This window comes from Microbispora sp. H10885 (assembly GCF_014161415.1).
GTDB lineage: Bacteria > Actinomycetota > Actinomycetes > Streptosporangiales > Streptosporangiaceae > Microbispora > Microbispora triticiradicis.
The window spans coordinates 342,986-357,652 of the sequence record NZ_JABBWY010000006.1; the positions used below are offsets into that span (position 1 = coordinate 342,986).

The following is a 14,667-nucleotide window of genomic DNA, read 5'->3' on the forward strand; positions in this document are numbered from 1 at the left end:
CTTCCGCGACACCCCGTGGGCGGCTCATCGCGGCTCACCGCGGAGCAGCGAGTAGAGGACCTGGTCGTGCCAGCCGCCGTCGCGCCACTGGGCCCGCCGCAGGACGCCCTCACGGGTGAACCCGATCTTCTCCACCGCGCGCTGCTCGCCGATGTTGGCCACGTCGGCGAAGCACTGGAGGCGCTCGGCCCGGGTGTGCGCGAACAGGTAGTCCGCCAGCAGGCGCTGCGCCTCGGTGCCGATGCCGCGGTTGCGGTAGCCGGTGAAGACGCAGATCCCGATCGTCCAGCACCAGCACGTGGTCTCGGGTCCCCAGGCCGTCTTCCACCAGGCGACCCACCCGGCGGTGTCCCCGCCGGAGTCGACGGCGAGCCGCCCGTAGTCGTCGCCGAGCAGGCCGTCGTCCGCGAACCGCCGGCGCAGCGCGCCGGAGTGGCGGTATCCGTACCACTGGAACTCGCCCCGCGCCTCGGGCGTCGCCCGTTCCGCTTCGAAAACGTCGAGGTCCGCCTCGCGGACCGGCCTCAATGTGACGTCCATGATCTCCCCTCACATACGGGAGCCGCGCGGAAGGAACGGAATGTCCGGCGCCTTTTCTCCCGGGCGGGGCCGCGGGAATCGCATCCGGCCGCCCGCCAGTCGCCAATGCTATGCGCGGACCCACGCGAAGCCGGCGGGCCACATTGCGAACGAGCGTGAAAGGTGCGGATCGGATTTCTCAATATCCCGCAAATTCGGATGTGCGGCACGAGGAGGCCGGTAGCCGCTCATCACAATGACGCCATGACCAACGTATCCGTTGTGATCCCCTGCTACCGATCCGCCCGGACGCTGCCGCCCCTGGTGGAACGCCTTCTCGCCGTTCTGCCCGCCGCCGCGGACCTCTTCGAGGTCGTGCTCGTCGTGGACGGCTCGCCCGACGACACGTGGGAGGTGGCCCAGGGCCTCGCCGAGCGGCACGGCAGCGTCCGCGCCGTGCTGCTGGCCCGCAACTACGGGCAGCACAACGCCCTGGTCGCGGGCATCCGCTGCGCGCGCTACGAGGTCATGGTGACGATGGACGACGACCTGCAGCATCCGCCGGAGGAGATCCCCCGACTCCTGGCGGGCCTGGAGCCCGGCCTCGACATCGTGTACGGCGTGCCGACCGGCGGGACGCACGGACGAATTCGCGATTTCGCCTCCAAATCCCTGAAATGTAGTCTTTCCGGGCGGTTCGGGGCGGAAAACGGCGCGGACATCTCCGCGTTCCGCGCCTTCCGGAGTTTTCTGCGGGAGTCGCTTGACGGCGTCGGGGGCCCGCACACGCAGATCGACATCGCCTTCTCGTGGGCGACCACCCGGGTCGGCACCGTACCGGTGCGGATGGACAGCCGGCACGCCGGCCGCTCCAACTACACGCCCGCGATGCTCGTGCGCCACGCGATCGGCGTGTTCGTCGGCTACAGCACGCTCCCGCTGCGCCTGGTGACCTATTTCGGCCTGCTGACCGGAGCGTTCGGCATCGTCCTGCTGACGGTCTTCCTCTGGACGTACTGGTCGGGCGACAGCACCGTCAAGGGCTTCACCTCGACCGCGTCGATGATCGCGTTGTTCGCGTCCGCCCAGATGATCGCGCTCGGCATCATCGGGGAGTATCTCGGCAGGATCCACGTCGAGAGGATGGGACGCCCCACCTACATCGTCCGCAGCCGGGCCGAGAGCGGCGCGGCGCAGCCGATGACGGTGACGGGCGGCCCGGAGGGGTGGAGCGCGTGAAGCGGGTCGCCGTCGTGCAGTCGAACTACATCCCCTGGAAGGGGTACTTCGACCTGATCGCCCACGTCGACGAGTTCATCCTGTTCGACGACGTGCAGTACACCGACAGGGACTGGCGCAACCGCAACCTGGTCAAGACGGCCGCCGGTCCGAAGTGGCTGTCCGTCCCGGTACGGCGGGGCCCGCGCGGCCGCCTGATCAACGAGGTGGTCGCGAGCGACCCGGACTGGCCCCGCGCGCACTGGCTCCTGCTCGCGCAGACCTACCGCAAGGCCCCCTGCTTCGAGGCGGTCGCGCCGGCGATCGAACGGCTCTACCTCGGCTGCCGCCACGACCGGCTGTCGGACATCAACCGGCACTTCCTCGAAGGGCTGCTGGGCGTGCTCGGCATCCCGGCGCACCTGACCCGCGCCGAGGACTACGCCGCGTCGGGCGCCAGGACCGAGCGGCTCGTGGACCTGTGCCGCAAGGCGGGCGCCGACGAGTACCTCACCGGCCCGGCCGCCCGCGCCTACCTGGACGAGGGCCTCTTCGACCGGGCCGGGATCGGGGTCCGGTGGTTCGACTACTCCGGCTATCCGGAGTATCCGCAGGCGCACCCGCCGTTCGACCACCACGTCAGCGTGCTCGACCTGATCTTCAACACCGGGCCCGCCGCCGCCCGGTATCTCAAGAGCGCCCGGCATCTCAACGATGCTCAGCGCCCAGCGGCCGGGCCGGCGATCTCGTAGACGGCGAAGTCCCCGGAGCGGAACCGCGCGGCGGCGACGTCTCCGAGCCTCGCGCCGGGGACCGTCAGCCGCTCGTCAACGAACAGCCAGCGCACCCCGTGTCGTTCCCGCAGCGATCGGGCCGCCCGCGCCGAGGGCGCGGCGAACAGCGCCTCGTTCGCCCGGAGCCGCTCGCGGTCCCAGAACGGCTGGTACCAGAGCACCCGACCCGGACTCCACCGGTCCAGGTTCGCCGTCGCGTACGCCCATCCCTCGACGAGCACCCGCCGCTCGGTCAGCGCCGACACCCAGGCCGCGCGGCTGTCGCAGGGGCCGTCGACGCCGAGACGGCAGTGCAGGTTCGTCGCGACGAGGTCGCCGGGGCGGGAATGGTCACGCAGCCACCGCGCGGCGGTGACGATGCCCCGCGGCATCGCCTGGGCCCGCACCGCGCGGTCGGCGTCCTCCGCCGCGACCACCGGGGCCTTGTACGTCACCGGAAGGACCCGGGTGAACCAGGCGGCCGGCGCGGCGAACGCCGAGGTCACCACGAGCGTGAGAGCCAACGGGGGCAGCGCGGCGCGCCGCGCGGCGGCCAGCGCGACCGCCGTCAGCGCCACGAAGACCAGCAGGGCGGCGTACGGCAGGGCGAGCACGCCGAGCGGCTCTCCGTCGGGCAGCGGGACCCGTACGTCGCACAGGATCCGGATGCAGTAGGCGGCGACGGCTCCGGCGCCGGCGGCGCACACGACGGACAGCGGCGACGTCCCCGACCCGCGCAGGACGGTGACGAGCCCGTAGACCGAGACGATCGCCAGATAGGGATAGGGCGCCTGGAGGAAGTAGATCTCCGACAGGCCGGGATGCCCGAACCAGAGCGCCACGCCCAGCCCGGCCAGGCTCATGCCGAGGGTCAGCACGACGGCGGGCCGAGCGAGCACCCGGGGCCGGGTGAGCAGGCCGAGCGTCCCGCACCAGGCGACGGCTCCGGACAGGACGCACAGGAGGGTGAGCCCGAGGACCGTGGCCACCGGCCCCGCGAGCGGCTTCCCCTCGCCGGTCACGCCGCCCCACGTCACGCGCATCAGGGACAGCGGGGCGGCCGTCGTTCCCCCGCGCACCCCGCCGTACAGGACGAACTGGGCGAAGAGCAGGCAGGCCGCGCTCATGCCCAGCGCGACCAGGGCCGGGCCGTCCGGGCGGCGGCGCCGCACCGTCCCGGCGACGGCCACCGCCGCCAGGCCCGCCGTGAGCAGGGGCAGGTACGTCGCCTTGGCCCCCATGACGGCGGCCAGGAAGATCCCGAGCAGGAGCCACTCGCGCGGGCTCCGCCGCCCGTTCTCCAGCGGCCGCCAGTTCTCCAGCAGATCGCTCAGCAGGAGGAAGACCGGGACGAACAGCAGCGCGCCGAAGGTCTGCGTGGGGCTCGACCAGGACTGGACCGGTTTCCAGACCAGCGCCCCGCCGACCGGGCCGATGTAGAGGTTCGGCGCCGCGACGAGGAAGACGGCGGCCAGGGCGGCCAGGGCTCCGGCCCGCGACCCGATCACGCGCCGGGCGGCCAGGCCCAGCAGGACCACGAGCGCGGCGATCATCGGCAGCATGCCGAGGCGGAACAGCAGGACCAGCGGCTCCACGCCGGTCACCCAGCTCGCCGCCGCGTAGTGGGCGTACACGAACCAGTGGTACGGCAGGGGCTCCCCGGCGACGATCGGCATCGTCGGGGGCACGTGGTGCCGCAGCTCGCCGATGAACGCCAGGTGGAGGGGCATGTCGGGGTACGACGCCCCGAGCGCCGGCCAGGCGAGGGCCTGCGTGCGGAAGAAGTTGACCGCGCTCCAGACCACCAGGTAGGCGACGACGAGGGCCAGCGACCAGGACCACCAGATCGGCGACCGGGCCGTGGCGGGGTCGCTTCTCCAGTACCGCCGCAGGCGGGGCACGAGGAGGAAGGCCGCGTACGTCGCGACCGGCCAGGCGAGGACGAGCAGCGGCGCCCCCACGGCCCTGGCCGCGACGTAGGCGAACACCTCCAGCGCGTATCCGAGCGCCAGCCCGAGCGCGACCTCCTCGCCCCGGGAGCGGTCACCCCGGTAGAGGGCCCGGACCAGCAGCGTTCCCGGGATCGCGAGACAGACGACGACGTAGCCGCAGAAACGGGCCGTGTCGGAGACGCGGACGCCGTAGCGGCTCAGCGCGGCCGCCGTCAGCGCGAGCACCACGAGGGCCGGCGCCCATCTCACCAGCGTCCGCCGCGCCGCTGCGCCGTTCGCCGGCGCGTCGTCAGGCGGCGCGTCGGCCATGAATTCCTGCGGCGATTTCAGGGGGCTCCGGGTCCGCGGGCCTCCCCCGGCCGCGCCTCCCGCAGCCGAATGGACCAGCGTTCTCTCATCCGAAAGGGACGGGCCTTTCGCGGGGATTTTCCGAGGCGAGGTGTCAGCCATGCGTGCGATTCTCGCGGCGGCGGCATCGCGAATTCGCCCGCGACCTCGCTCCGGGCCGAGTCCTTGACATTCTTTTGCGGCGTCCCGCGCTACGGCCGGAGAACGCGGGAATGGAGAATCGCCTCAGACCGTGACTCGTTCGGCGGTTGATCGTTGGATGGGTCGTGGATGCTTTCATGCAGCGGTTGGTCCCCGACGAGCTGTGGGAGCTATTCCAGCGGGTGGTGCCGCCCCCTCCGACTCGGCCGCAGGGCGGGGGACGGCGGCGGGTCGACGATCGTCTGATTCTCGCGGCGATCGTGTACGTGGCCACCACCGGCTGCGCGTGGCGTCAGCTCCCACCGGTCTTCGGTGCCTCGTGGCAGACCGTGCACCGCCGCTTCACCGACCCATGACAGTCAGGGGTTGGAGCCGCTGGTGCGCGGCATCCCGCCGATCCGCTCCCGCCGCGGGCCACGTCGCCGCCGGCCCGGGAAGCTGCACGGAGACAAGGGCTCCACCGCCGTTACGAGCGCCAGGCCGACCACTTCGCTTCCTTCGTCGCCATCGCCGCCGCCCTCATTTGCTACCGCCGCCTGGCCAAATGAGTCACCTCTTACGCGGCGGGCGACGAAAAGGGGTCGGCATCCAGAGCGCCGGCCCCTGATCACTGAAATCAGATCATTCGAGATTTCGTCGATCATCCGGGGATGATGGCGATGCCGGGGAACGCCGCGGTCGCGTTGCTCCACGGGCTGTAGTACATGCGCCAGGAGCAGATACGGCCGGTGGTCACGTAACCGGTGCACGTCACCGAGGCGCTGGTGTCGATGGCCGTGACCACACCGGCCGCGTACACCTGGGTGGTGTTGCTCGGGTTCACGTATTCAACGGGGCCGCCGCTGTCGCCCTGCCCCACCGCGTTGACCATGTTCTGCTGCTCGGCGCGGACGAGGCCGGTGATGATGTAGCCAACGCTGATGGTGACGTTGACCTGCGTGGTCCGGATGTTGCAGTTGGTGCCGGAGTAGGCGCCGGAGGCGCAGAGGTAGGTGCCGACGACCGAGGTGGCGGTGCCGATCACGGGGTTGCTGAACTCGGTGGTCACGATCGCGAGCCCTTGCGAGTCGATCGGGTTGTTGAAGACCCGGCCGCCAGCGCTGGTGCCGATGAGCAGCACGTCGCGGCTGTTGTCGTCGTGCGTGACGTTGCCGATGACCTGATTGGTCGGGTCGGTCGCGGTCTGGCCGTTCACCGCGCAGTGGCCGGCGGACAGTATCTTCTTCTCGGGGCCGGGTTCGAGAAGGCCCTGGTAAGTCACGGCGAAGCCGGTCGAGCAGGCGCCACCGGTGCTGGCGTTGCGCCAAGCGCCGCCGCCATACCACGGCGGACTGTCGTTCCAGCGGGTGGCCAGTTCGGGCTTGACGCCGTGCTCGATGCTGACCGGCACCGCCGCGTCGGCGATCGCGGTGCGGGCCGCGTCGATGACGGCGCTGGAGGCCGCCAGGCCCGAGCCGTCCTGCAGTGCCGTGATGGAGGTGAGTGTGCTGCTGTTGGCGCGGATGAGGCGGTCCGCCTCCCGCTGCAGCTCACGCGCCGAGTACTTCGCCGGTAGGACGTTGATTCCCACGTCGCGCCGCAACTGGCCCACCAGTTCGTTGACCTGCCTGGGGGGCTTGCCCTTCCAGTACACGCGCAGTTCACGGTTCTCCGGCGCGGCGATGACGCCGGCGTAGCCGCTGCCGCCCAGGGCGGTGATGCGGTCGGCGGCCGTGATCATCTTCTGCTGGTCGAGCAGCAGATCCTTCCAGGAGGCGTAGCCGCCGGGGACCGCTCCGGTGTGCTCGACGGCCCCGGTGGTCCGGGGCTTGATCGGATCGGGCGCGCTGGCGGCCTGGGCGGTGCCCATGCCGGCGGCGGCGAGCACGATTCCCGTCGCCACGGCGAGGTGGCGGAATCGTGAGAGTTTCAAGGTGCTGGGGGGGTTACTCACCGGGTTGATCCTCCTTGGGCGAATTACGGTGACAAACCCCGGTATTTCATGCTAATAAAGACCGATCAATAGCTTGACCCTTACGGTCGGCGATGGTAAATGCTTATTGTTCACCGCCCGAATGCCCGGATCCGACCATCCGATTGTCAGGGGTAGGGGCAGGTGATCTGGCCCACCACCTGGGCACACGAATTCACGGCATCCGGAACCTCGCGAAAAGGACGATTACCGGATAATGTCCGCATCCGGCCATGCCTAAGACCGTGACTCGCTTGCCCATCAAGGAACTCATTTCATCCTCGCGCGGCCTGAGCTATGCGGTGGTTCTGTAGGACGGCGATGGCCTTGACCAGGCGGCCGGCCTTGTTCGGACAGCAGCGGAGCTTGCGCAGGATGCGCCAGCTTTTGAGATGGGAGTTTGCGCGTTCGTCAGGGCCGCGGAGCTTGGCGTGGGAGCGGTTGGCGTGCTTCTGGGAGGCAGGCTTGTAGACGCGCCTTCCTGCGCGGCCGTGGCATCGTCCCGCGCATCGCCCGCCAGGGGATCGAATCCAGCCACAGGCGTGGACGGCACCGTCGAGTCGTGGAAAGGACCGTCTCCTGGCTGCCAGCTGCCGACGATTACACCGCCGCTACGAACGCCGGGCCGACCACTTCGCGTCCTTCGTCGCAGCCCTCATTTGCTACCGCCGACTCACCAAATGAGTCGTCGTCTCAGAAAGACGCGGGACGGTGCGCCCGCACGACCAGGGTGACCCCCGGAAGCGATTTGACGGGCAGATATCTCTCCGCCGCGACCACGGCGCCCAGCCCCAGGTTGACCAGGCGCGGCACGTCCGTGACGTCGGAGCCGCCGATGCGCTTCCTGCGCCAGGCCACGATCGGCCGCATCAGCACGTTCCAGCTCCACATGCGGTCGACGACCAGCCCTGCCCCGCGCAGCAGCGCGGCCAGCTCCTCCCGGGCGTACCGGCGGAAGTGGAAGGACGCCACGTCGTGCGCCGACCACAGGGCCATGTCGCACGGGACCGTGATCAGCGCCCGGCCGCCCGGCCGCAGCACCCGCACCAGCTCGCGGGCGGCCGTGTGGTCGTCCTCGATGTGTTCCAGCACGTCGAACGCGAGCACGAGGCCGAAGGACTCGTCAGGCAGCGGCAGGTCGCACGCGTCGGCGTGGATCGCCCGCAGGCCCCGCCGTACGGCCAGCTCGACCGCGGTCTCGGAGTAGTCGGCCGCCAGCGCGTCCCACCCGTGCTCGACCAGCACGCGGGTGTTGCCGCCGCCCGCGGCGCCGATGTCGAGCGCCCTGCCGGGCGGCCCGAGCCGCCGTAGCTCCCGGGCGAGCATGGCGCGCCGCTCCCGATACCACCAGTGCCGGTCCTCCAGCTCGACCGTACGGCGGATGTCAGTGGCCTCCATGAGCAGCCTTTCTAGTGATCGGTTCTTACGCCGGGACGAAACGTCCAGAGTCTGTGCGCCAGATAGCCCAGCGGCACGTTCACGACGATGACCAGCGCCTGCGCCACCATGATCGGAATCCCGGCGAGCTCCACCAGGAGTGGAACGCCGGTGACCGACGCCGCCAGGAAGCCCAGCCCGACGGCGTAGAACCGCAGGTGGCCCAGCACCCAGGACGATCCGGACACGCGGAAGACCATCAGCCGATACCACGGGTAGACGACGACCGAGGCGACGAACTGACTGGTCACGAGCAGGAGGAGGTACGGGACCCGGTGCCCGAGCGCGGCCAGTTGAGCGCCGAGGATCGCGTAGTACACCACGGCCGACAGCGCGCCGCTGCCCAGGTAGAGCAGGCGCCGCCGGTCGAGCGCCGCGGACAGGACCCGCCGCGCGAGGTGACCGCGCCTCGCGGGCCCGCCACTGGAGGACGCGGCCGGCCGGGGAGCGTGGCCCGGACCCGGGCTCCGGGCCGTTTCCGGAGCAGACCCCGGAGCTGATCCCGGCGCGAACCCGGCCGTGTTCCGGCGCACCGTCAGCACGCCTCGTAGCGGCGCACCGCGTCGACGACACGAGCCGCGCCGGCCGCGCCGAGACCCGCGAACAGCGGCAGCCGTACGAGCCGGTCCGCGACGTTCTCGGTGACCGGGCAGCCGCCGGGGGCCGCCCTGCCGTGCCGCGGACCGGCCGGGGAGCTGTGCAGCGGCTGGTAGTGGAACGCCGCCTGCACGCCGTGCGCCGCGAGGTGGGCGATGAACGCCTGCCGATTTCGCAGGTCGGGCAGGAGCAGGTGGTAGAGGTGCGCCGGATGCGCGCGGTCGCCGGGGACCGCCGGCTGCGCCACCCCGTTCTCGGCCGCCCACTCCGCCAGTCCCTCGTGATAGTGGTGCCACACCGCCTGGCGCAGCCGCTGGATCGCGTCGAACGACTCCAGCTGGGCGGTCAGCATGGCGGCGAGGACGTCCGAGGGCAGATAGCTCGACCCGATGTCGACCCACTGGTACTTGTCGACCTGTCCCCGGAAGAACCGGCTGCGGTCGGTGCCCTTCTCGCGGATGATCTCCGCGCGCGCGGCGAGGGCGGCGTCGTTGACGAGCAGGGCGCCTCCCTCCCCGCACTGCACGTTCTTCGTCGCGTGGAAGCTCTGCGTCGCCATGAGCCCGAACGACCCGAGGGGCCGGCCCCGGTAGAGTCCGCCCAGCCCGTGCGCGTTGTCCTCGATCAGGGCCAGGCCGTGGCGTCGCGTCACCGCGCCGATCGCGTCCATCTCGCAGCCCACCCCGGCGTAGTGGACGACCACCACGGCCCTGGTCCGCTCGGTGATCGCGGCCTCGATCAGGCGTTCGTCGATGTTCAGGGTGTCCGGCCTGCAGTCCACGAACACCGGCACCGCCCCGCGCAGGGCGTAGGCGTTGGCGGTCGACACGAACGTGAAGGACGGCATGAGGACCTCGTCGCCGGGCCGCAGGTCCAGCAGCATCGCCGACATCTCCAGGGCGTGCGTACAGGAGGTCGTCAGCAGGGCCCGGCCGGCGCCGGTCAGTTCGCACAGAAGCCGGCCGGCCCGCTCGGTGAACGGCCCGTCCCCGCAGGTGAACCCCTGGCGCACCGCCTCCGAGAGGTAGGCGAGCTCGTTGTCCGCCACGTGGGTCCGGTTGAAGGGGACGGCCTTCGGGCTGGTTGTGCTCACCGCCGTAGTGAACAACGGCCCCGCGTCCCCCCACCGCCGCCGCCGCGCGTGGTTGGCGAATGATGGCGCAACCCTTACGGCGGCGGGGCGGGGCCTGGCCGGGGGTCAGCCGTTCTACCGCGCGTTGACGACCTGCACAACCTCGTTGGAGGTGCTGGGCGCGAAGCGCACCCACGCCTCGGCCTGCGCCGTGAGGCCGCCGAGGTAGACGGCGGTGATGTGGTGCTCCCCCACCGACAGCGCCGAGGTGGTGAACGTGGCGGGCGTGTCGGCGCCGGTCTGCATGCCCGAGCCGATGACGACGCCGTCGTCCTTGAAGAGCACCCTCCCGGCGGGCGCCAGCGTGCCGCTACGGGGGCGGACCCGCGCGGTGAACGTGACCGGGAACTTCGCCTGGGAAGGGTTGGGCGAGGAGGTCAGCTGGGTCGTGGTGGCGGGGTCGAACGGCAGCGTGACGCGGGTCGGCGGCGGGACGATCGCGTCGAGCTCGTTCGCGCGGTCGACCCCGTTGTCCGCCTCGGTGGTGCCCTCGATCGTGACCGTGTTGTCGAGGAGGAGGGTCCGGCCGTCGATCACGGCGCCCTCCGTGACCTTGATCGAGCCGCGGGCCAGGACGGTGCCGCGGAAGGTGGAGTACGTCCCGAGGACGGCGCCCTCGGTGGCCTGCCAGAAGACGTTGTCCGCCTGCGCTCCGCCCGTCAGCACGATGTTGCTGACCCTGGCCGTGGTCAGCGTGGCCGCGCGGAAGACGAAGACCGCGTCCGGGTTTCCTCCGGCGTCGATTACGAGCGTGCCGTCGATGCGGAACGTCCCGTCCGCCGAGTCGTAGACGCCGGGGGTCCTGCGGGTGCCGCCGAGCTCGGCTGGCACGGTGACGGCGGGGCCCCGAGCCGAGATGTCGTCGTACGCGGCGGTCGCGTCGGCCATCACCTGCGCCGCCTCGGCGTCACCGGCGTGGACGTCCCCCTCGATCACGCCCGGCGGGAAACCGGTGACGGCGGTGCCGGGGCTGACGTCGACGTCCCCGGTTATCAGGGTCGCGTTCGCGCTGATGACCGTGCCCGCCGCGAGCACCGCGGTGTGCTCGGCGGCGCCGAGGTCCACCGGGGGCTGGTCCGCGCTCGCGCGGCCGTCCGTCACGACGAGGACGCCCGCTATCAGGGCCGCGACGAGGGCCCCGGCGAGGGCCGCGTACAACCACACCGTGGTGGCGCCGCGTGGGAGAAACCGGCGGTGACCGGCGACTGCCGCCATGAGAGGACTCCTCCTTCTCTCGGGGATCCGGCCCTGCCGCGTGGCCGTCCCGGACGGGACGATCGGCGCGGTGGCCTGCCCGCGCGTAAGCATCGGGTAAGGGACCGGCAGGGACACGGCCGGACACCGGGCCGGGGCGTTTCGTTGCCCGTTCTTTGCCCGGTGCCGGCCGTTCGTTCAGCTCTGCTGGAACACGACGTCGACCCAGTAGTTCGACGCGCGGAAGGTGCTGGACGGGAAGGTGTCGGTCGGACTGTAGGCATACACCCCGTTACCGCCCGACGCGCCGTCGGAGGGCGCGGTCAGCGGCCCGTTGACGCGCGGCGAGGTGAAGTACGGCCTGGTCACCGAGTAGCGCCGCGAGGTGTGGTACGAGGCGACATAGGTGGTGCCCGCGGTGATGGGAACGGGGTCGGGGAAGTCGACCTGCTGCCATCCGGAGGCGGTCTCGTTCGTGAAGGTCGCGGTCGCCAGCTGTGTGCCGCCGGAGGTCCACAGGCTGCCGATGTGGGTCCCGGTGTTCTGCGGGCCCTTGTAGAAGCGGACGCCGGTGACCAGGCCGCCGGTCGCGGAGGTGAACTTCACGCCGAGCACCGCGTCCTGGTCGTCGGGCTGGTTGGCGACCGCGGGGGTCGCGGTGTTGTCCCAGAGCGTCTGCGAGGGGGTGAACATGACGTCGACCCAGTAGTTCGACGCCCGGTAGCTGCTGGTCGGGAAGGTGTCGGTGGCGCTGTAGGTGTAGACCCCGTCACCGCCCGACGCGCTGTCGGAGGGCGCGGTGAGCGGGCCGTTGGTGTACGCCGAGGCGAAGTAGGGCCGGTCCAGCGCGTAGAAACCGGACGTGGTGTGGTACGAGGCGATGTACGTGGTGCCGGAGTCGATCGCGACGGGGCTGGCGAAGTCCATCCGCTGCCATCCGGTCGCGGTCTCGTTCGTGAAGGTGACGGTGGCGAGCTTCTGGCCGTCGGCCGTCCATAAGCTGCCGGTGTGGGTGCCGGTGTTCTGCGGGCCCTTGTAGAACCGGATGCCGGTGACGACGCCGTCCACCGCCGACTGGAACTTCACGCCGACCACCACGGCCTGCGGGTCGTTCCGTGACGCCTGGTCGGGAGTCGTGCTGTCGCTCCACAGGCTGACGCTCGACACGCTCTGCACCAGTTCGGGCGAGGTGCTCGGGGCGAAGTGGATGACCTGCTCGCCGTCGAAGGTGTCGCCGCCGAGGTAGACGGCCGTGATGCGGTGCTGCCCGGCGGTGAGGCTCGACGTGGTGAGCCTGGCGGGATGCCCGTCGTCGTGGTAGTCCGTGCCGATGACCGTCGTCCCGTCCTTGAACGCCACGTAGCCCGCGGGGACGATCGACCCCGACTGCGCCTGGACGTTGGCCGTGAAGGTCACCGCGTTCCCGGTGTTCGACGGGTTGAGCGAGGAGGTCAGGCTCGTGGTCGTGGGCGGGTTGTTCGGCACCGTCACGCGGGTGGCCGGAGGGCTCGTGGTGCCCTGCAGGCCGATCGTGTTGTTCAGCGAGAAGAGCCGTCCGTACACCGCGGCGCCCGAGCTCACCGACACCGCGCCGGAGGCGAGCACGTTCCCGCGGAAGGTGCAGAACGTGCCCAGCGACGCGGTGCCCGTGAGCTGCCAGTACACGTTGTCCTCCTGGGCGCCGTTCACCAGGGCGATGTTGCTCACGCCGCCGGCGGTGAGGGTGGTGCCCCGGAAGACGAAGACGGCGTCGGGGTCGGCCTGCGCGTCGAGCGTGAGCGTGCCGTTGATGGTGAAGGGGCCGCTGTTGGAGTCGTAGACACCCGGGGTCCGGGTCGTTCCGCCGAGGGCGGGTGAGATCGTGGCGTTCGAGGACATGCCCGTGATCGCGTTGTACGCGCCGGTCACGTCGGCCTTCGCGCCGGCGGCGGCGGCGCCGGTCCGGATGGAGCCGCTCACGGTGCCCGGCGGGAAGCCGGTCACCGTGGTCCCCGGGCTCACCCCGAGATCCCCGGTGATCGAGGTGAGGTTGGTGTTCGTCACCGACGTCCCCGCCAGCACCGCGTACGTGTCCGCGTCGCCGAGCGTCAGGGACGGGTCGGCGCTCGCACCGCCGGGGATCGCGACCCCCGGTGCGAGCATGGCGAACAGTGCCGTGAGGACGGCCGAGAGGCGGCGCCGTACGGTTCCGCCCGCGCCGGGACGGCGTCCGCGACCCGTCCTCCGTACGGCGGGCTCCCGCCCGCGTTTCATCGCGTTTGCATTCATTTCCTGACCTTTCTCGCATAATCGGGCGAATGCCACATGACCCTGCGCGTCGCAGTGGGACTTTCTATACGAACCGGCTCACGGAGCCGAGAGATGCGACGCGCAAACGATGACGCGAGGAAGGTCGCCACGGAATGGATGATTGCCGCGCCGATAAACAGGATCTATATGCGGATGAAAAAGATCTACGAAATGCCCGCTCGGGTTGGATGGTACTCCCGGGCCTTCGGAGTTTCCATACGGTCCACTCCTTTTGCTACGCCCGGCTCCGCTTTCATCGCATTTCCCGATACGCGATCGGACTCTTTTGCGCCGGATGTTTCCGGCCACCCTGCTGCCGGCTGTGCGGTAGAGCCGGGCGGTGGGCCGGGCGGGAACGCCGCCCGGCCCCGGACGGTCAGGACAGGACGGTGAACGGACGGCAGTTGCCCGGCCAGGCGGGGACGCCGCCGGTGCCCGGGGCCGGGAAGACCGTGCACCGGGTCTGCGCCACCTGATCGGCGGTGGCCACGGTCACGTACAGGTCGTTGCCCGTGCCCGCGAGTTCGGCGTCGACCGAGGCGGCCAGCACGCCGGCGGGGTAGCCCGCGACGTGGGACAGGTCGTACCAGGTGTTCGTGCGGGGATCCCGGACCAGCGTCCGGCCGTCACCGGGCACCCGGCCGAGGAACGTCAGGAGCGATCCGGGATTGCCGACGAACGAGCTCGAGTCCACGCTCGTCGTGGGGCCGGCGGGCCCGGGCGGCCCCTGCGGACCCGCCTCCCCCTCCGGTCCGGCCGGTCCCCGCGCTCCGGCGGGCCCGGGCGGTCCCTCGGGGCCGGCCTTCCCCTCCGGTCCCTCTGGTCCCGCGGGCCCTGCGGTTCCTTCCGGTCCTTCGGGACCTTCTGGTCCTTCGGGCCCCCGGGGGCCTTCAGGTCCGGGTGGCCCCTGCGGCCCTCGCTCGCCGGTCTCCCCCGCGGGTGCGGCCACGCCTCGCTCCCCGGACGAGCCGGACGGGGCGAACGGGACAAACGGACCGGACAGCCCGGGCGGCGCGGACGGCAACGGCCAGATGGCGCGGCCCGACTCGCGGGACCCGCCGTCGTCGTCCCACAGGGGCACGACTCCCGCGGGTCCGGCCGGCCGGACCGGCGCGG

At 71.1% G+C, this 14,667-nt stretch carries 11 protein-coding genes and 3 pseudogenes; 4 read left to right on the top strand and 10 right to left on the bottom strand.

Features of this window, described 5'->3' with window-relative positions; genetic code table 11:
• Positions 1–24: 24 nt before the first annotated feature.
• Positions 25–540, bottom strand: coding sequence for a GNAT family N-acetyltransferase (locus HHX37_RS18195; protein ID WP_182880708.1), 516 nt, complete (start codon positions 538–540; stop codon positions 25–27).
• 243 nt (positions 541–783) lie between these two features.
• Here HHX37_RS18195 and HHX37_RS18200 point away from each other — a divergent pair, with 243 nt between their 5' ends.
• Both HHX37_RS18200 and HHX37_RS18205 read left to right on the top strand, forming a co-directional pair.
• Entirely contained in the window at positions 784–1,758 is a 975-nt protein-coding gene (locus HHX37_RS18200; RefSeq protein ID WP_182880709.1) for a glycosyltransferase family 2 protein, read from the top strand.
• Positions 1,755–2,489 carry a WbqC family protein gene (locus HHX37_RS18205; protein WP_182880710.1) on the top strand — a complete coding sequence of 245 codons (735 nt, stop codon included), beginning with the start codon at positions 1,755–1,757 and terminating at the stop codon, positions 2,487–2,489. Before HHX37_RS18200 ends, HHX37_RS18205 begins: the two co-directional genes overlap by 4 nt.
• Here the strand turns inward: HHX37_RS18205 and HHX37_RS18210 are convergent.
• Positions 2,456–4,771: a hypothetical protein gene (locus HHX37_RS18210; RefSeq protein WP_182886163.1), complete on the bottom strand. Its 2,316-nt coding sequence runs from the start codon at positions 4,769–4,771 to the stop codon at positions 2,456–2,458. The two genes, HHX37_RS18205 and HHX37_RS18210, sit on opposite strands and share 34 nt — an antisense overlap.
• Before the next feature lie 317 nt (positions 4,772–5,088).
• Between HHX37_RS18210 and HHX37_RS18215 the strand changes: the two are divergent.
• Positions 5,089–5,499 (top strand): annotated as a pseudogene (locus tag HHX37_RS18215) (transposase).
• Between the two features lie 92 nt (positions 5,500–5,591).
• Here the strand turns inward: HHX37_RS18215 and HHX37_RS18220 are convergent.
• The gene (locus HHX37_RS18220; RefSeq protein ID WP_182886164.1) at positions 5,592–6,884 is read right to left on the bottom strand and encodes a hypothetical protein; all 1,293 of its coding nucleotides are present in this window, start codon (positions 6,882–6,884) and stop codon (positions 5,592–5,594) included.
• 293 nt (positions 6,885–7,177) lie between these two features.
• Positions 7,178–7,369, bottom strand: a pseudogene (locus tag HHX37_RS18225) (transposase family protein); the annotation flags it as partial.
• Positions 7,370–7,374: 5 nt separating this feature from the next.
• Between HHX37_RS18225 and HHX37_RS18230 the strand changes: the two are divergent.
• Positions 7,375–7,586 (top strand): annotated as a pseudogene (locus HHX37_RS18230) (IS5/IS1182 family transposase); the annotation flags it as partial.
• A 9-nt stretch (positions 7,587–7,595) separates the two neighbouring features.
• Here the strand turns inward: HHX37_RS18230 and HHX37_RS18235 are convergent.
• The 6 genes from HHX37_RS18235 to HHX37_RS35780 form a co-directional block, all read right to left on the bottom strand.
• Entirely contained in the window at positions 7,596–8,300 is a 705-nt protein-coding gene (locus HHX37_RS18235; RefSeq protein WP_182886165.1) for a class I SAM-dependent methyltransferase, read from the bottom strand.
• Between the two features lie 11 nt (positions 8,301–8,311).
• Complete coding sequence (locus HHX37_RS18240; RefSeq protein ID WP_182886166.1) at positions 8,312–8,881, bottom strand: GtrA family protein; 570 nt, start codon at positions 8,879–8,881, stop codon at positions 8,312–8,314.
• The gene (gene rffA / locus HHX37_RS18245; RefSeq protein WP_182886167.1) at positions 8,875–10,029 is read right to left on the bottom strand and encodes a dTDP-4-amino-4,6-dideoxygalactose transaminase; all 1,155 of its coding nucleotides are present in this window, start codon (positions 10,027–10,029) and stop codon (positions 8,875–8,877) included. The genes HHX37_RS18240 and rffA overlap by 7 nt, the downstream gene beginning before the upstream one ends.
• Before the next feature lie 114 nt (positions 10,030–10,143).
• Positions 10,144–11,283, bottom strand: a complete 1,140-nt coding sequence (locus HHX37_RS18250; RefSeq protein WP_182886168.1) for an ice-binding family protein — start codon at positions 11,281–11,283, stop codon at positions 10,144–10,146.
• A gap of 177 nt (positions 11,284–11,460) precedes the next feature.
• Positions 11,461–13,530 (bottom strand): DUF4082 domain-containing protein, encoded by a 2,070-nt coding sequence (locus HHX37_RS18255; protein WP_182886169.1) that lies wholly within the window; start codon positions 13,528–13,530, stop codon positions 11,461–11,463.
• A 397-nt stretch (positions 13,531–13,927) separates the two neighbouring features.
• Positions 13,928–14,245 (bottom strand): hypothetical protein, encoded by a 318-nt coding sequence (locus tag HHX37_RS35780; protein ID WP_167769269.1) that lies wholly within the window; start codon positions 14,243–14,245, stop codon positions 13,928–13,930.
• Positions 14,246–14,667: the final 422 nt, after the last annotated feature.